At 58.6% G+C, this 18,148-nt stretch carries 12 protein-coding genes; 7 read left to right on the top strand and 5 right to left on the bottom strand.

Annotated elements, in window-relative coordinates:
- Positions 1 to 25 precede the first annotated feature (25 nt).
- Together ABIE13_RS10350 and ABIE13_RS10345 are read left to right on the top strand one after the other, a co-directional pair.
- Positions 26 to 928: a helix-turn-helix domain-containing protein gene (locus ABIE13_RS10350; RefSeq protein WP_354443067.1), complete on the top strand. Its 903-nt coding sequence runs from the start codon at positions 26 to 28 to the stop codon at positions 926 to 928.
- A 68-nt stretch (positions 929 to 996) separates the two neighbouring features.
- A complete protein-coding gene (locus ABIE13_RS10345; protein ID WP_354443066.1) occupies positions 997 to 2,421 on the top strand; it encodes a hypothetical protein in 1,425 nt (474 codons plus the stop codon).
- A 116-nt stretch (positions 2,422 to 2,537) separates the two neighbouring features.
- On the opposite strand, the gene ABIE13_RS10340 is transcribed toward ABIE13_RS10345, so the two are convergent.
- Together ABIE13_RS10340 and ABIE13_RS10335 are read right to left on the bottom strand one after the other, a co-directional pair.
- The gene (locus tag ABIE13_RS10340; protein ID WP_436278400.1) at positions 2,538 to 3,242 is read right to left on the bottom strand and encodes a GntR family transcriptional regulator; all 705 of its coding nucleotides are present in this window, start codon (positions 3,240 to 3,242) and stop codon (positions 2,538 to 2,540) included.
- A gap of 80 nt (positions 3,243 to 3,322) precedes the next feature.
- Positions 3,323 to 5,116 (bottom strand): IlvD/Edd family dehydratase, encoded by a 1,794-nt coding sequence (locus tag ABIE13_RS10335; protein WP_354443064.1) that lies wholly within the window; start codon positions 5,114 to 5,116, stop codon positions 3,323 to 3,325.
- Between the two features lie 179 nt (positions 5,117 to 5,295).
- Between ABIE13_RS10335 and ABIE13_RS10330 the strand changes: the two genes are divergently transcribed.
- Complete coding sequence (locus ABIE13_RS10330) at positions 5,296 to 6,300, top strand: Bug family tripartite tricarboxylate transporter substrate binding protein (RefSeq protein WP_354443063.1); 1,005 nt, start codon at positions 5,296 to 5,298, stop codon at positions 6,298 to 6,300.
- 237 nt (positions 6,301 to 6,537) lie between these two features.
- Here ABIE13_RS10330 and ABIE13_RS10325 read toward each other — a convergent pair whose 3' ends face one another.
- Positions 6,538 to 8,094 (bottom strand): YifB family Mg chelatase-like AAA ATPase, encoded by a 1,557-nt coding sequence (locus tag ABIE13_RS10325; protein ID WP_354443692.1) that lies wholly within the window; start codon positions 8,092 to 8,094, stop codon positions 6,538 to 6,540.
- Positions 8,095 to 8,438: 344 nt separating this feature from the next.
- Positions 8,439 to 8,801, bottom strand: coding sequence for a DUF1428 domain-containing protein (locus ABIE13_RS10320; RefSeq protein WP_354443062.1), 363 nt, complete (start codon positions 8,799 to 8,801; stop codon positions 8,439 to 8,441).
- Between the two features lie 479 nt (positions 8,802 to 9,280).
- On the opposite strand from ABIE13_RS10320, the gene ABIE13_RS10315 reads away from it, so the two are divergent.
- Positions 9,281 to 12,088 (top strand): ankyrin repeat domain-containing protein, encoded by a 2,808-nt coding sequence (locus tag ABIE13_RS10315; RefSeq protein WP_354443061.1) that lies wholly within the window; start codon positions 9,281 to 9,283, stop codon positions 12,086 to 12,088.
- A gap of 275 nt (positions 12,089 to 12,363) precedes the next feature.
- Here ABIE13_RS10315 and ABIE13_RS10310 read toward each other — a convergent pair whose 3' ends face one another.
- Positions 12,364 to 12,726 carry a hypothetical protein gene (locus tag ABIE13_RS10310; RefSeq protein ID WP_354443716.1) on the bottom strand — a complete coding sequence of 121 codons (363 nt, stop codon included), beginning with the start codon at positions 12,724 to 12,726 and terminating at the stop codon, positions 12,364 to 12,366.
- Here ABIE13_RS10310 and ABIE13_RS10305 point away from each other — a divergent pair.
- From ABIE13_RS10305 to ABIE13_RS10295, 3 genes are all read left to right on the top strand, one after another.
- Positions 12,649 to 14,706, top strand: coding sequence for an ankyrin repeat domain-containing protein (locus ABIE13_RS10305; RefSeq protein ID WP_354443690.1), 2,058 nt, complete (start codon positions 12,649 to 12,651; stop codon positions 14,704 to 14,706). The two genes, ABIE13_RS10310 and ABIE13_RS10305, sit on opposite strands and share 78 nt — an antisense overlap.
- Positions 14,707 to 14,762: 56 nt before the next feature.
- Entirely contained in the window at positions 14,763 to 15,689 is a 927-nt protein-coding gene (locus ABIE13_RS10300; RefSeq protein ID WP_354443060.1) for a hypothetical protein, read from the top strand.
- Positions 15,690 to 16,269: 580 nt separating this feature from the next.
- Positions 16,270 to 18,081 (top strand): ankyrin repeat domain-containing protein, encoded by a 1,812-nt coding sequence (locus ABIE13_RS10295; protein WP_354443059.1) that lies wholly within the window; start codon positions 16,270 to 16,272, stop codon positions 18,079 to 18,081.
- Positions 18,082 to 18,148: the final 67 nt, after the last annotated feature.

The raw sequence follows: 18,148 nt of genomic DNA, 5'->3' as shown, positions 1-18,148 counted from the left end.
CGGCATCGAGCGAGAATGGCATCCCATGAAGCCTTCGCCACTGCTCATGGTTCCGTACCGGGAAGTCCTGCACGGACAGCCTGATGATTGTCTGCACTACGAGTCGGTAGCCGTGCGAGGCACTGAAATGGACTGGACGATTCCGGCACATCGGCACGAGGGTTTGCACCAGTTCCAGTTTCTCGACAAGGGAGAGATTGCCGGCACGATTGACGGTTGCGAATTCAAAGCCACGGCACCCGTCATGCTCTTGTTGGCGCCAGGATCCGTGCATGGGTTTACCTACAGCCGGGACTCGTCCGGACATCAGGTCACTGTGCCCACCGCAACGCTGAGTCGCCTTCTGGGTGAAACGCGGTTTGTGGAGAAGGAGCTCAGTCGCTCATTTGTGATTGCCAAGCCCCTTGCCGCAGAGGAGCTGGGAAGATTGCTCGAGCAGATCGCCGCCGAATTCCACGCCCTTGACGAAGGACGAGTTCAGGCACTGACGGGCCTAGCCACGCTGGTGGCCATTCGGTATGTGAGAGAGCACGGCGAGCAGTTCGAGAGCGAGCAACGCGCAGGCGCTAGAGACACCCTCGTGCGTCGCTTCGAAGCCTTGGTAGAAAAACACTTCATCCAGCAAAAGACCCTGGATTTCTATGCGTCAGAGCTCGCGGTCACGGCGGACCACCTGAGCCGGGCCTGCCGCCGCAAGAATGGCGCTTCCGCACTTCAGGTGCTGCACGACCGCGTCCTTCTTGAAGCGCGGCGCTTGCTGGCGTACACCGAACTTTCAGTGGTTGACGTATCTCGGCAACTGGGATATGCCGACCCCGCCTATTTCAGCAGGTTCTTTCGTCACTCCGTGGGGCACACGCCGACTCAGTACAGGAGCCACGTGGCCAGCGGGGTCAGCATGGGCGTGGAGGCCAAGGTGTCAGAATAAGCCCATACAGGCACGGGGTTGCCGGTGCTTGAACATCCGCTTATCTTGCCCGAGCCCTGCGACTTTGCGTGACTGCCTACACCTGCCACTGGATCGAATCCACACCCAAACGCAAGAGCAGCGCTCCGTTGCTCATTCAGCTCACGTTGCACCCCAATGGCTACGACGGGCGGGCCTATTGGACGCGGCAGGAAGCGCGTACATCGGCAGAGCGGTTCAAGATGGTGGAGGATCTCGTCTTTGCCGCCGACGGAGGGCCACTGGCGGTGTTGCAGCGCTTCATTGAACTGCGTAGCACGCTGGCGGGCAGCGGCTTTCAGGAAGTGGTTGCGCCGGACACTGTGTACGGGCCCGGCAGCATCGCCGGCCACAGGCCCAAGACCCACGAGGAATGCCTGATGGATCTGGCTGCGCTGCACACCGAATGCGGCGATAACGATTGCGCCCTGGGGCTGCTACAGCAGTGCCAAAACAGCGAGGGTGCCTGGTACTGGCATACGGCTGCGCGGCGCGCGCATGCCAACCGCGCACGCGAAAATCCCGGTCCTTATGCCGATGATGATTGGTCCGCCGCGCTAGATCACTGCATTGCCATCATCACCAGCGCGGAGGAACAAAAGACCAACCCGTTCTACATGCACACCGGCAGCAGCAGCTACTATTTCGGTGACAGCTACAAGGGCGCGCCTTCGCAGTTGGCGGCTGCCGCTCAAACGATGGCCGAGTACGCACTGTGTGTTGCTGATCAGCCTGAGCAGGCGCTGCAAGCCATTGCCCTGGCCGATAGCACCAGCAGCAGCACAACGCAGATACAAGAATACCGAGTCACCGCACTGCGTCAACTGGGCCGCAACGCCGAGGCGTATGCATGCCATCGCAAATGGAGCCTGCGCATGCCTGAAGTGCTGGATGACCCCGACTACCAGGCCTTCTTTGCAGGCGAAACGGCGCAGGCCAACGAGTCCGAACGTCTGCGCATCAACGCGTTGCGATTCGAATACGCACCGGGCCAGAGCGCTACCGCTGCGGACCTCGATCTGCTCGGTCAGCACTTTCCCGCCGCCCTGAAGAACACTGCTTGCGCGGCCTATGTGCAATGGATTAGTGCGCCCGATGAGTCACATCAACTCACCGTGGTGGACGGTGAGTACAGCCAAGCCTACCAATTGTTTGGCATCACGCAGGCTCTGGAGAAGCACGCGGAAATGATGGGCTGGCTAAGCCTGCACGACAACAGCTCACCAGAGCTGGCTTCCGAGATCCGCCAGGCCATTGCCAACGACGGTATCGACCCCCTGCATATGCTACCTATCGTGGGTGACGAGCACTCGCCCGATTGCTTCCTGCTGCGCACCGATGGCCCTGACATGGGCACCGTGTACTACTGGTCGCATGACGAAAGCGCTGTGTTCAGTCCCATCGTGGCAAGCGCAGAGCACCTGTTTGCCTGGCTGCGGGGGCAGGCTGAAGCCGGGAATACGTTCTCGCTTTGATTCGGTGTTGCAGGCGGGTGTCAGGCAAGGTGCGATTCGCGGATGGTTGGGGGCTGGGCACTCAAAGGCGAATTTGAGCAGCCGGAGACGGCGAAGTGAAGGTGTTCTCAATCAATCTAGATACGCTGCTGTTGAGCGATGAGGTAGGCATTGCGCGACGGCAAAAGATGCTCAGCGCACAAAGTAACCAACGCCGCTCGATCGCCGGCACGTAGCGCTTCAATCATCTGCCAATGTTCATGGCGAGCCTGTTCGCGGTACTGCGAAGAAACCAGCGACGCAAACCGAATGGGATGAGTCTGCCGGGCGTACTCGGCGATGGCCTCGCGAAGTGTCTCGCTACTGCCTAAGCGAAACAACTCCTGGTGGAATGCGAGGTTGACCCGGAAAACCGTGCGAGCATCTGCTGCGGTCACAGCGGCGTCATGTTGCCGCTGGATGTCGATCAGGCGCTCCAGGCGCTCGGGGGGAACAGGCAGTATGACGCTCCGGGCCGCTTCCGTCTCGAGCAGGCTTCGAAGGTCGTACAGCTCCTGGACTTTTTGAACCGTGAACGATCGGACCACCGCACCAACGTTCTTTCGGCGCTCGATCAGGCCCATCCGATCCAACGCAGCCAAGGCGTCGCGCGCCACGTGCCGCTTGACCTGGAACCGCTCCATCAGCTCGTCTTCCACGAGGCGTTCGCGCGGGTGCAGGCGGCCGAAAACCACATCCTCTTCCAACGCAGTAATCATGGACGCTAGGGCGTTCTTCGGGCTAACGGCAGCATGAAATGGCTGGGAATGCGCAGGGGGCGACAATGTTGCAGGAGAAACCATAGGGTGGAAGACCGTTGGGCAAGCGCCGGGCGCTCGATCAAACATAAGGGAAACTTCCACCATTGTTGCTGATCCGCAGCTCAGTCGGCGTCAGAGTCTGCCCTGGGCACCTTGCCTAGCATATGTGCTGCCCGCAAGAAGTCGAAATCCACGCCTTGGTCGGCTTGGGTGACCGTCGTCAGGAAGAGTTTGCGATAGCCGCGGTCTGCAGTGGGAACAACAATCGGCGTTTCCGCGGCGCGCATCGCCAGTTCTTCGTCCGACACATGAAGCCTCAGCTCCCGCCGAGCAACCGATAGAGTGATGCGATCGCCATTGCGGACGAAGGCCAGTGGACCACCTACTGCGGATTCAGGTGTCACATGCAAGACGATCGTTCCGAAGGCCGTGCCGCTCATGCGACCGTCGGAGATCCGAACAATATCCTTGACGCCTGCGCGAGCCAGCTTGCGTGGAATCGGGATGTAGCCCGCTTCCGGCATGCCGGGTGCACCTTTGGGACCGATGTTCTTGAGCACGAGAATGTCGTCTGCTGTCACGTCCAGATCATCACTGTCGATTCGATTGGCCAGATCCTCAGCGTTCTCAAATACGACTGCACGGCCTTCATGCTCCATCAACCTGGGGTCGGCTGCAGATTGCTTGATGATGGCACCGCCAGGTGCAAGATTGCCTTGCAGGACGGCGATTCCCCCCTGCGGGTAAATAGGGTTGTCCCGCGTGCGCACCACCGTTTGCGCAAATCCAGGGCCGGCGGCTTCAATTTCCTCACCCAGCGTCCTGCCCGTCACGGTCAGGGCGTCCAGATTCAGCAGTGGCTTTAGCTCGCGCAAAAGTGTCGCCATCCCCCCCGCATGGTGGAAGTCCTCCATATAGTGGTCCCCCGATGGCTTCAGGTCGAGCAGCACGGGGGTATCTCTACCCATGTGATCCAGCGCCTTGAGGTCAATTTCCAGACCCATGCGCCCCGCGATCGCTGCCAAGTGAACGATGCCGTTGGTTGAGCCACCTATGGCCAGCAGCACACGCATTGCGTTTTCAAATGCCGCAGGGGTCAGGATCTTGTCGATGGTCAGGCGCTCGCGAGCGATGCGAACGGCCTCAGTGCCGGTTTGTTCTGCCACGCGTATGCGGTCTGCAGTTACGGCCGGCGGTGAAGCGCCACCAGGCACGGTCATGCCAAGGGCTTCGGCAATGCAAGCCATCGTGCTGGCAGTGCCCATAACTGAGCAGGTGCCCACACTGGCCACCAGTTGGTTGTTGACATCCGCGATCTCTTCTGCGTCGATTTCTTCGGCACGGAATTTCCCCCAATAGCGACGGCAATCCGTGCAAGCCCCCACACGCTCGCTGCGGTGTGAGCCAGTGAGCATGGAGCCGGTGATCAACTGGATGGCAGGCAATCCAGCAGATGCTGCACCCATCAACTGTGCAGGCACTGTTTTGTCGCAACCTCCAATGAGCACTACCGCATCCATTGGTTGTGCGCGAATCATCTCCTCCGTGTCCATGGACATCAGATTGCGCAGATACATGCTCGTTGGAGCAGAAAAGCTCTCGTGAATCGAGATGGTCGGGAAGTCCATCGGCAGGCCGCCGGCCAGCATGACACCGCGCTTTACCGCCTCTATCAGTTGAGGCGCGTTCCCATGGCAGGGGTTGTAGGCGCTACCCGTATTGACGATTCCAACTACAGGTCGATCCAGGGTTGCATCTGAGTAACCAGCCCCCTTGATGAAGGCTTTGCGTAGAAAGAGCGAGAAGCCACGGTCCCCGTAGTTTGTCAGGCCCTTGGAGATTCCCTGATCAGCCCCCTTGGGCGCCAGGTCGTGGGTGGTTGTGACGTCGGAGGCGGGCTTGCTGGATTTGGTCATGGGCGTATTTGAAGGTGGAAGTGAACCCGTTGGGTCCGATGGCATGAAGGTTAAGAGCGACCTCTTGATTTATGAATAGGGTTATTACTTATATTATTAATAATTTTATTGAGTAAATTTGCAGCGAGTCTTGCCAAGTACAGGACTCGCGCTATTCCAATTCAGAACCGGAGACTTCCGTGACCCACCGTACACCCCTTTTTCAAGCTTTTTCTCGCCGCAGCGCCGTCCTGGCGTTGACCACCCTGGCTTCGGCTGCTGCATTTCCTGCCATGGCGCAAACCTACCCGGAACGCCCGATCAAGCTGGTGGTGCCCTACACCGCTGGAGGTGCTACGGACGTCATCGGACGGGTGGTGGGCTTGCAGCTGGCCACTGCGTTGGGCCAGCCCGTTGTGGTGGAAAACAGGGCGGGGGCTGCAGGCAACTTGGGCGCCGCGTTCGTCGCCAGGGAAAAGCCTGATGGCTACACGCTCATCCTGGGGGCGTTGACAAGCCATTCGATCAACAGCGTGTTACAGCCAGCCACTGCTGGTTTTGACATGGAAAAGAGCTTCACGCCAATCTCGGTCGTGGGCCGCGTTCCGTTGGTTGTGGCGGTGGGTCCTTCGGTCAAAGCCAACAATCTGAAGGAGTTCATCGCGCTTGCCAAGAGCAAGCCCGATGGATTGAATTACGGATCTTCCGGCAATGGATCGCCTCAGCATCTGGCTGCAGAGTTGTTCAAGCGGCAGGCCGACGTCAAGATCGTGCACGTCCCCTACAAAGGCAGCCCCCAGGCGCTGAATGACCTCATGGGCGGCCAGGTAGATGTCGTGTTCGACACCTTGCCAGCCACTCAAGCATTCATCAAAGGCAGCAAGCTGCGCGCATTGGCTGTGACCACACCCACTCGCCAAGCGGCACTCCCTGATGTGCCCACAGCCGCCGAGGCGGGCCTGGCGGAGTTTGAAATAACATCGATGTTCGGTGTGTTGGGCCCGGCAGGCTTGCCTGAGCCAATCCTGACCAAGCTCAGTGCCGCATTGAAAAGCGTGATGGAAAAAAAGGAAGTGAAAGATTCACTTCTGGCGCAAGGCGCCTCACCGGTTTACACAACCCCTGTTGAGACGCGGCGGCAGATTCAAGCTGAGGTTGCACGCTGGTCGAAAGTAATCAAGGACTCGAACATCAAGGCGGACTGATACGCACGATCTGTTATTGAATGGCTGGGAGCCGTGGAGGGTTGAGCGATCTCCACCGCCGGGAATCTCTGAGTCCATTTCATCATTCAAGCAGATTGTGTTTTTTGCCCCGGCTCTACCGCCATCGACGCCCGGTCATGCCAAACACCAGAGGCCGATAGAGGAGGTGCCGAGCGGAGTCAGCTTGGGCGCGGAAGCTAAGGCTTCCAAGTCTGCACAGGCCGCCCGTCCATCACACTAGTTGCGTGTTTGCAGCCCCCTGCGGTACTGCACAGCTTCGGCCACGTGGCTGACCGCGACATCTTCGCAAGCTTCCAGGTCCGCCACGGTGCGCGCTACTTTCATGGCACGGTGCGTGGCGCGGGCACTCCAGCCCAGGCGGGCGGCGGCAGTGGTCAGGAAACTGGCGGCGTTGGTTTCCAGGCGAACATGCTCATCGATGGCCTGGCCTTTCAAAGCCTGGTTGGCGTGCCCCTGTCTGGCCATGGCACGGGCTCGCGCGGTCGTGCAGCGTTCTCGCAATGTCGCAGAAGATTCGCCAGCGCGAGCAGCCAATAGTTCGTCTGTGGACAGTGCACCAATCTCCACATGCAGATCAATGCGGTCTATCAAGGGGCCTGACAGCTTGCCCTGGTAGCGTGAAACCTGATCGGGCGTGCAGCGGCAGGCCCGCACGCGTGAACCCAGGTAACCGCATGGGCAAGGGTTCATGGCTGCGATAAGCTGAAAGCGGGCGGGGAAGTCCGCTCGCTGGGCCGCGCGCGAAATGGTGATGTGCCCGCTCTCCAGTGGTTCCCGCAGGGCTTCCAGCGCCATTCTCGGAAATTCAGGCAGCTCGTCCAGAAACAGCACGCCCTCGTGAGCCATGGAGATTTCGCCCGGTCTTGGCGGTGAACCACCACCGACCAAGGCGACCGCACTGGCTGAGTGGTGTGGCGCGCGCGTGGGTCGCTGACGCCACTGATCTAATTTGAAAGTGCCTCCCAGGCTGGCAATGGCGGCGCTTTGCAGGGCCTCACTTACTTGCATGGGAGGCAGCAGGCCAGCGAATCTCTGGGCCAGCATGGACTTTCCCGTTCCAGGGGGGCCCATCATCAGCAGCGAATGGCCACCCGCGGCGGCGATCTCCAGAGCTCGCTTGGCGGCCGCCTGCCCCTTGACATCCATCAGGTCGGGATAGGGAGGGGTGCTGGCGTGCGCGACAGTCTCGACTTTCGACCAGCCGCCGTCCGTCTCCGGCAGGGGCGCAGGCGCTTCGGAATGCGATCGCTCGGACGCTGGGAGAAACTGTGCCACGACATCCAGCAGATGTCGTGCACGGTAAACGGCCATGCCAGGCACCAAGGCCGCTTCTTCCGCGCTGCCTGGCGGCAAGACCAATTGCGCATCCACCCCTTGCTGGTGCAGCGCCACACCCATGGCCAACGCACCGCGAACAGGGCGCAGCTCACCCGAAAGCGACAGCTCACCGGCAAACTCCCAGCCTGCCAGGCGTATGCCATTGATCTGTCCACTGGCTGCCAAAATTCCCAGTGCTATGGGCAGGTCAAAGCGGCCGGAATCCTTGGGCAGGTCCGCAGGGGCCAGATTCACGGTGATGCGTTGGTTGTGGGGAAACTCCAGACCGCTGTTTTGCAAGGCGCTTCGAACGCGCTCGCGGGCTTCCTTCACTTCCACGTCGGCCAGACCCACCAGCGTGAAGCTGGGCAGCCCGTTGGCCAAATGAACTTCCACAGTGACTTGAGGCGCCTCCAAACCCATCAGCGCGCGGCTGGCAACCAGACTCAAGCCCATACCGAATCTTCTCTTTCCATGAACATCCCGAAACGGGTAGTGCACCAAGTCAAGACGCGCGGCGAATGCTGCGGCTATGGACTTGGTGTTTGCCTGTTCGCTTCGAGCCTTATCGGTCGGCGAATCTTCAGTGGGCATGCTCCCTGAGAAAACGCTCTTGAGGAAGGCGAACCATCCCCAGGAGCACGCGTACTCCGTACCTGCATCAAGCAGTACAAAGTGGGCGTCGAAAGCAATATAGTAAATTAGTTTTAATTACTAGCGCAATTGGGGTCATGGATTTACCGGGCGCAATACCTTACGACTGTCTTCTTGAGCCGACGAATCGGCTCACAACCGGGGTGTCAGTCTTGTGACGCATTCCCATCAAATACAGGCACGAAACCGCCGTAGATCATGCGTTTTCCATCAAAGACCATTTCCATGTTTTCCATGTCCGGGTCTTCCATCATCTTCTTATTGGCCGCGTCACGCACTTCTTTCGATGGCCATTCGATCCAGGAGAAAACGACAGTTTCGCCTGCCTTCGCATCGACCGCGCGCTTGAAGTCGGTCACCTTGCCGTCAGGCACATCGTCCCCCCAGCATTCGACGTGCCGCAGGGCGCCCAGCTTCTTGGCTTTCAGGTAGAACATCTTGCACATCTCGACGTATCGATCGCGCTTGTCGGAGGGTACGGGGACCACAAATCCGTCGATATAGCTCATGGTTGGCTCCTGGTCGAAGATCGCCGCGCATTCATGGGCGTCAGGCAATCTGATGTTTGAAGACGAATCAGGCGAGCCGGGCTCTGCACATTGCAAGCCGAGGGCTGCCCAAGCCAGTATCTATTCATACGGTCACCGGCGCAAGCGGGTCGGTAAGCCTGGCAATAGGAGCGTAAGCAACTGTGCGAGAGCATCGGCTGGCCTGATCATCACGCACTCAGGGTGCTGCGACCTCAAAGCGAAACCGTGCGTGGCGTTCCCGTCAATGCCACCTCCCAGGAGCGCCAAGGGCGGCGTGACGACGTCGCCGCGAGGGTGGAACTTGACGCCGGGGGATGTTACTTACACTCAGCAGCCTTTTCGGTTGAAACGTCGAAGCACGTCCGTTGCTCCATGAATTTTCGAAAAAAAGCGTCGGTTCGAGTTCGATCCTTGGGACGAAGTTTTTCGGTATTTACATCTGTTTCCAAGCTCTCCCTATGCCACGTGACGTCAGCACCATCCCTCACGTCAGCCCGATTTCTCCACCTTCGCGTACGAGCTTCACGCACTTGAAGGTTGCGCCGGATCAACCTGTGGTTGGGCGCTCCACCGTTTCCACCACCGCCATCGCATCGTCCATTCAGGCTGACAAGCAAGCATGCGCGCGAGACATCGAAGACGCCCGACCGCCTGCCTCACCCCAGTCAACTTCCTTCGACCTTGCTGTCGGTCAAGGGCGGCGGTCAAGCGAAGTCGGTACTGCGTTGTTCATTCAGGATTACAAAGATACCAGGCTGTGGAACGCGACACTGGAGGGAGACGTGAACCTCGTTGTCGCGTGGCTCAGTGCCGGAGCCAACCTCCACGTGACTGATGAGCATGGGAACACCGTGTTGATGGCAGCGGCCTTGTACAACCGCACCGAATGTGTCATCGCGTTGGCAAGCTTGATGACGCCCTATGAGATCAACCGGGCGCGTAGTGATGGAGGCACAGCATTGACGCTTGCAGCCGAGGAAGGCCACCTCGAGACGATCAAGGTTCTGGCGCGCCGGTTAACTCCAGAGCAGCTCAACAAAGCAAGCCCGGATGGCTGCACTGCACTGACGTTTGCCGCGGTCAAGGGTCATACCGAAATCGTCAAGATGTTGGTGGACCGGCTGACGGCAGAGCAGATCAACCATACCCGCACAGATGGCTCTACTGCCCTGACGTTTGCGGCTGAGGCTGGCCATGTCGAGACGGTCCAGTTGATCGCGAACCGGCTGAGTGCGGAACAGATCAACCACCCTCGACATGATGGCTCCACCGCGCTGACGTTTGCAGCTCAGCGAGGCCACGCCGAGACGATCAGGGTAATGGCAAGTCGGCTGACTGCGGAACAGATCAACCACGCCTGCGACGATGGCTCGACGGCCCTGACGATTGCGGCTCATAGAAACCATGCCGAAGCGGTCAAGGTGCTGGCGAGCCTGTTGAAATCGGATGGACTTCTTAAGCCCCGCTCTGATGGCGCCACTGCGCTGACGCTGGCGGCTCAGGAAGGCTACGCCGAAACAGTCCAGGTGTTGTCAAGCTGGTTGACGGCCGAACAGATCAACCATCCGCTTTTCAATGGCTCTACGGCGCTGACAATTGCCGCTCAACGAGGCCACCTGGAAACCGTCAGGGTGCTGGTGGGTCAGCTGACGGCAGAGCAGATCAATCAGAGCCGCCTGGATGGAACTACCGCACTGATGTTTGCGGCCGGCGCTGGTGACATCGAGATCGTCAAGTTGTTGGCGGGTCGGTTGACCCCGGAGCAGATCCGCCGTGCAACTCCTCATGGTTCCAATGCACTGACCTTGGCTGCAGAGCGAGGCCATACAGAAACCGTTCAAGTGCTGGCGGAACACCTGACGGCAGACCAGATCAACCATGCCCTGGCCGACGGCACCACAGCACTCATGCTGGCCGCGCACTACGATCATGCCGAAACCGTCAAGGTACTGGTAGACCGGCTGCCGCCATCGGAGATCAATCGTGCCCGCCATGATGGCGCCACCGCGCTGATGCTGGCGGCGCATGACGGGCGCGTTGAAGTCGTCCGGCTCTTGCTGAATGCGCTGAGCTTGCACCCCGAGTACATCAACGCTTTTGCGGGCGGCGGTCATACCGCGCTGAGCGTCGCAGCCATGGCAGGTCAGCTTGAAGTCCTCGCATTGCTGCTGCACGCGTTGGAGGTCAGCGGTCGCGCTGCCAGTACGCCGGCAACCGTGGACTATTCGACTCTTCGAGTCGCCGGCAGCTATGGCCATTTTGGCGTTCTACTTACCTGGCTTTCCTCTGGAGCCAAGGAAGAATTCGCCGATACGTTCTTTGAAGCCTTTGATAAGGCCCATCGAAATCGGAGCATGCACCCGGATGTTCTGCTTCGCGCAGCGGAGACTGGATGTGCCCGGCTGGTGGGGATTCTGCTGCGCCGCGGGGCCAACGCAGACGTCAGGCGCGGTGACGGCCTGAGCGCTTTGGATCTCGCTGTCAGCAACGGACACTTGTGCGTGCTGGAGGCGTGGGCACGCAGTGGGCGGCAGGTTTCCCATCAACTCATTCTCGACAGCCTGCAAGCGGCGCAGGGCAGATCGCGCGCCGCAGATCGACAACCGAGCGGCACGAGACTCGATTATCTTGAAGCCTTGGAAGAGAAAATGACGGCAGCACTCATGCTGGCGGCTTCTAGTGACTGGGTGATGTTGGCCGAGGTGTTGCTTTTGAATAAGCTGCAGGCCCTGGGTGCAGCCGTCGATGCAGGCAATGCCTTGGGCCGGGAATCCCTGCGGCTTGCAGGTCGCCGGGGTCGATTCAGTGAACTGTTCGCTGCGCTCTCCTCAGGACCAGACGAACAGCTCACCAAGACCTTCTTCGAAGGCTTCGATGCAGTCCAACGGCGACCGCAAAATCACCCCAGTGCGTTGTTTGACGCCGCAAAGGCTGGCCACGCGGGCGTTGTCCTGAGCTTGCTCGCGCGCGGAGACGAAGCCGACCGTCAGGACGAAAGTGGCCAATGCCCCTTGGACCTGGCCGTCAACAACGGGCACCTGTCTGTGCTGAACGCGTGGATCGCCAGTGGGCGAGAAATTTCCTCTCAGCAGATCTTCAACGCCATTCAAGCCACTGGTCGTTATGGTGGTCCCATGCACTTCGATCCGCTCCAGGCCGTCGATGCGTCCGGATATAGCGTTGAAGTGCTGGCGCAGGCGAATGGTTGGGCCCATTTGGCAGCATGGCTGCTGGAAATGAAGCTGGAGACTTCGATCCCAGAATAGGAACGCGCTTCGGGATGTGTAACGTTCCCAATCCAGGACGGCCAATTGGGTGGTTGCGCGATCAAGTGGAACTCAAGGCGGCGTTGCGTTACTTACCTTCAGTTGACTTTAAGCGGTTTTTCGAATGCGTACCTCCCACGCGTTCGGCGCAAGCCGTGTGTAGTTCAGTCCTTGCCCAGCCATCCTCATGCATCCCTATGCCACGTGTCATCAGCCGTTCATCCGGTTCTTCTGCTTCATCCAACCCGTGTGGTCCGACCTCGAACACAGGCCGATCAGACGCAATCGGTGCACCACATCAGTCCGCTGATGGTTACCCCGCAGTCTCTCAAACCGGCCTTGCCAAGTCCATGCAGGCAGACAGCCAGGCCTGTGCCGAGGATCTTGGGATTTCCGTATCGGCAAGTATCTCCAGGCCGCCGGTCTTCGGCCGCAGCCCAGGTCAGGATGATGTGCCGCGCATCGTTGGAGCCGCGTCGCTCTCCGTAGTGGTATTTTTTGAGAATGATGGTGTGCAACACGGGATCGTCCGCGCTCGCGAGGTGGTCCGTGAGCAACTGATGGATGCAATCAGGAACGGCGACGTTGAGAATGCCAAAGTTGCGGCGGGCAAGCTGGCCCCCTCTGAGATCAATCATCTCGACCACAGTCCCGACACAGCCTTGACGTTGGCGGTTCAGCTCAAACGGACCGAAATCGTCAAGCTGTTGATCAATCGCTTGGGCACACCGGAGGCGATCAACCTGCCCCGCCCTGATGGAAACACGGCATTGACATTGGCGGTTCGATTGGAATCTACCGAAATGGTCAAGCTGCTGGTGGGCTCGCTGACTCCGGCAGAGCTCAACGCTCCCGGGGCTCAAGGGACCGCGTTGATGTTGGCAGTTCGCGATAGGTCTTTTGCATGCGGGAAGGTGCTCGCAAAGCGCCTCACGCCGTATCAGATCAACTACGTCGACCATGGAATGACCGCACTGATGCATGCCGTTTCATGGGGGAACGCCTACCCTGTTCTGATGCTGATGAAATCCCTGAAAACACCGGATGCGATCAACCAACCCATGGCCGATGGCCGCACTGCGTTGATGCTGGCGGCTGCAATTCCCCATGGCCGTTATAGCTGGGAGGTCATGCAAGCCATGGTTAGTGAATTGCGCCCTCATCAAGGCGCGATCAATGCCTGTACGCCTGACGGGCATACTGCGCTGAGCATTGCATACGATCACCAGAATCATGAAGCGGTCAATTTGTTGTTGAATGCGTTGACGTTCAATGGCCGCACAGCCGGGTCGTCTCCTGTCGTTGATGAGGTCACCCTCCGGATCGCAGGTGAATCCGGTCACTTTGGACTGCTGATTAAATGGCTGTCTTCAGGAGCCCATGAAGCGCTCGCAGAGACCTTTTTCAAAGCGTTTGATGAGGCTCACAACGTCAGGCAGATTGACCAAGAGGTGCTGCTTCATGCAGCAGAGGCTGGGTGCAGCCGCGTGGTGTCGATACTTCTGAGGCGCGGAGCCAACACCGCAGTCGTGACGGAAGATTTTCTGGGCCCCCTGGATCTGGCTGCCAGGGGAGGGCATTTTTCGGTGCTTGAGGCCTGGATGGCCGCTGGGCACACGGTGCCTTCTGAAATCATCGTTAAATGCTTGGGTCATGAGTCAGCAGAAATGCTGGTCGCAAGCTTGCGACCATCGCTGCCGCACCTTGCTGGTCACCCAAACGCGCAGGATCGACAGCCCGGCCAAGCTTTGGATCGCTTGGAAAAAGCCAGAAGTGCGTTGCTGATGCTAGCCACACAGAATGGCTGGGTCCATTTGGCTAAAGCACTCATGTACGAACGGGAAAAGACTCTTGACGGGGTTATTGACGTTCCTCGTGTCTCAGATGAGGACCTGCGCACTGCTGGCCGACAAGGGAATTTTGAGCTGCTGTTCACCGAAATTGGACTCTGGGGCGAAAGCGAGGAGATCGTCAAGGCATTCTTCGATGGCTTCAGTGCTGCCAAGCTGCCCCCCAGAATTCATGACTACGCACTGCATGAGGCCGCCAACTGCGGATATGCGCGCATTGCCTTGGAACTCCTGAAGCGTGAAGCCGATACCCTTAGGACAGATGGGCGCGCCCGAACCGCATTGGACCTGGCGGTCGAGAACGGCCACCTATCGGTACTGAACGCCTGGCTGGCCTGTGGGCACCGCGTTACCCCTGAACGCATCTTTGCTGCCATGCAAGCTTCAGGTCGATATGGGGCGAAAGCGCTGGGAATTCATCGCGTACTTGCGGTGGACGCATCAGGGCTTAACCTGCTGGCGCTGGCACAGTCGAATGGATGGGCTCACCTGGCCCAAACCTTGAGTGATATCCATCTGCAGATCAACCATGCAGTTGCACCCCTTTCGCTGCTGAACGATCGGCTTGCCAAGGGCCATGGCGTTCATGTCCCGGATATTGTTGAGGCCATGCAAGCCACCGGCCTCTATGCCGTGGGTCCGAACGAGGAGCCTCTCAGTCCCTTCAATTTCCTCAGCGCAGTCGACTTCTCGGAAAGTACCGTTCAGATGCTGGCCATTTCATGCGGAATGACGCAATTGGCCCATTGGCTGAACCAAGTTCATTAGAGCCCATCGCGTCGGCACTTTTCAGTATGCAGACACATTCATTGTCAAAACAAATCATGACCACCACGCTCGAAGCTTTCAATCAAGTCTCTCATTATTTCTATCCGCAGGCTGCAACCCCACTTTCTACCGCCCAGACATCCGGCAACGACCCTGCGGTATCTGTAGGGACTGGTCAGCAAAGCCGGAGCTTGAGGGAAGAGGGCAATTTCGTGTTCGCGGCTCTGTATGAATTTTTCCAATATTTCTGTCCCAGGCAAGCGACCGAAGCCGCGACAGAAACCCCTGTCAACACTTGGCCGCATACCGGGGACTCTGGCCCATCACCCGTGGCAGGAGCGGTGGTCCTGAATGACGAACAGAAGTCCCTGAAAGCAGGCGAGACGTCACCGGCCGAGGGCTCGCAAGCCATTGATTCAGAAAAACTCCTCGGGACCTCAAATGGGGTCAAGTCTTTTCGCAGCGAACTCGCATTGGCCGCTGGTCGAGGAGACGTTGAATCAGTCAAGAAACTGAAGGCCTTTTTGAATACGCAAAGCGCGATGGACCACGCACAGTTGGATATCTTGATTGCATTGAACATGGCGGCTCTTTGCGGTCAAGCCGATTGCTTCACAGAACTTCTCGGCCTGCTGCCGCAGGGCGAAATCGACCGCAAAGATTCCGATGTCCAAGCCGCACTGAAGAAAGCCGCCGAGAGCGGACACACGGGCTGTCTCACGAAGCTGGTGAGTCTCATGAAACCAGAGGCGGCTGTGCGCTTTGTCGGGGGCGAGCTGGTGGGCGCGGCCGCTGGAGGTCATGAGGAACTGAGCAAGACCTACGCTGACCTGCTGAGCGCGCTTCAAGTAACTAGCGACGTTAGCAGCTTGCTTCTGAAGTTCGCGATGGAGTCAGCACTGACAGTGGCGAGGACGTACGGCCACGCTGGACCTGTCGAAGTCCCGCGCGAGGCCAATGCGGCAGGCGCAGAGAGGCGTTGACACTCACAGCCCGAACAGCTCTTATCGATGGACCGCAACTCGGTATGGCTGATGACAAAGCAGATCGACGTATTCATGCAATCATGACCATGCTGCATTGACGTTAGCGGTTCAACCCCGAACGGGTCAGAGAGCTGGCGGGCCTTCGGTGGGCTGAAGAGACCACCCCCATCCTGACCACCGGGAATACCGTCGTGAAGTTAGCCCTTGGACATGGCGCGTTTGAGCCGCATTTTTAAGTAGAGCGGCTGCGCAGCGCTTCACCTCTTCTTCCCAACTATTTGAAACGCGTGCATAGCCAGCGTTTACGAAGTTCTTCTCATTACCCCGCGACAGCCTTTGGCGGCTAATTCTGTTGGGCTTTGGTCCGTATTGACCTTCAATCTTACTGCCCGGTGAGATGGTGTGGAACTTTGCGGCGGGCGGTGTTACTTACTTTCAACAGCCTTTCCGTGAGGTTTCGAATGCGCAAGCACGCGTAGTCGCCTCCAAAGCTTGTTCTCAGTATCCATCGTGTCGTACTTGACAGTCGCCACGCGCATAACCCGGATATTTCCATTCTTTGTTTTAAAGGGCACATATGCCAATTCACCCAAGCGCGACCCCCTCTACCAACTCCGTTTTTCACCATCCGCCCACCGGCGGGATGACTGCATCGACCGCACTGCATCAACCTTCGAACGAGCGCACTGCAGTCTCGAACGCTCACGTCGCGTTGTCATTACAAGCCGACAAGCAATCATGGGCACAAGATCTCGAAAGCTTGTCGCCAGCAGCTCACTTGAACGACACTGTATCCGCCCTCCCGCTTTTGCATGGGCCCAATAGCCATAGCGCAAGCGACTACGCTCGCGATGTGCTCCAACGCCAACTGATCGCCGCTGCCTCAAGTGGCGATCTTGACAGTCTCGCGGCAGCGGCAGCTACGGCAGGGCCGGGCGAGCTCAACCCACTCGACTCCGAAGGCAATACTCCACTTATGTTGACGATCTGGCGCCGCAACACTGCAGCCGCCAAGAAGCTCGTGCACCTGATGACGCCAGCAGATCTCAACCTATTCGCCAAAGACAATCAAACCGCATTGATGCTAGCGGCCTCTAGGAAGCACGTCGACATTGTCAAGCTGATCGTGGAAAAATTGAATACGCCAGAGGCGATCAATCTGGCTGCTCCAGACGGCACTACCGCACTGACCATAGCCATTGGGAATGGCCAACTCGATATCGTGAAGGTGCTGGCGAGCAAGCTGACGCGCGCGGAGATCCACAAGCCTGGGCCTGGAGGATTGACACCACTGATGCTGGCGGTTAAGAGTCATCAAATCAACCCTGCACGGGTTTTGCATGCGTCTATGGGGGCTTACCGCGGTACTACAGTCGAGCAGGCGGTAAGTAAGGCACAACTTTCCGCTGTCAACGTGCTGGTGGCGCGGTTAACAGCTGCTCAGATCAATCAACCTGGCCCAGATGGCAACACCGCCCTTACGTTGGCGGCTCGTCTCAACAAGCCCATTTGTGTCGAGGTATTGGCGAAGGCACTGTCGTCGCCAGATAACATCAACTACCGGCGCTCGGATGGCATGACCGCGCTGATGGTGGCAGCTTCGTGCGCCAGCGACGGCGTTGTTAGTGCACTGTTGAAGAGCCTGAATACGCCGGAGGCGATCAATCAAACTCTGCCCGATGGCAGGACTGCGTTGATGCTCGCGGTTGCGTCTAGCGGCGCCAAATCGAGCGGCACCGTAGAAGCTTTAGTGAAAGCGTTGCGCCCATTCCCCGGTTCGATCAATGTCTTCGCGGCCGATGGCCGTACCGCGTTGAGCATTGCACACGATCGCGGCCGCCATGACCTCGTCACGCTATTGTTGAATGAGCTCCAGACTAACGGCCGCGCCGCCAACACCTCCGATGCCATGGATCAATTGACGCTGCGTATCGCCGGTGGCCAAGGTCACAAGGGGCTGCTGATCAGGTGGCTTACTTCGGGAGTCCAAGAGAATTTTGCGGAGAGTTTCCTGGAAGGGTGCGATGCCGCCTCAAAAGGCCCGAACGTCTATCCGGCTCTGATGCTTGAGGCTGCCGAGGCCGGACATGCGCTCCTGGTTTCGATGCTGCTGCAGCGCGGAACCGCCGCACACGTCGCAAAGGCCGATGGTCAGGGCGTATTGGCTCTCGCTGCCAAGAATGGACACTTTTCTGTGATGAACGCATGGGCGGCCAATGGGCATGGGATCCCCCAAGAAGTCATCCTCAAGACTCCGCAAGGGCGCAGATTTGAAGCAGATAGCTCGAATCAGAATTCCTTCGAGAAATTCAAAGAAGAGGTAATTGCCCACGCCACTGCGAATGGCTGGACGCATCTGGTCCAGGCTCTGAGCGTCACAAAACGATAGGCTGCGGCCCATGCGCTGAATAAGCAGGGCATGGCCACCATCTTCAGGATGGTGGCCATGCAAGTTC

This window comes from Ottowia thiooxydans, from assembly GCF_040548795.1.
Lineage (GTDB): Bacteria > Pseudomonadota > Gammaproteobacteria > Burkholderiales > Burkholderiaceae_C > Ottowia > Ottowia thiooxydans_A.
Note: the sequence above shows the minus strand (reverse complement) of the source record. Positions and strands in the feature narration are given on the sequence as shown.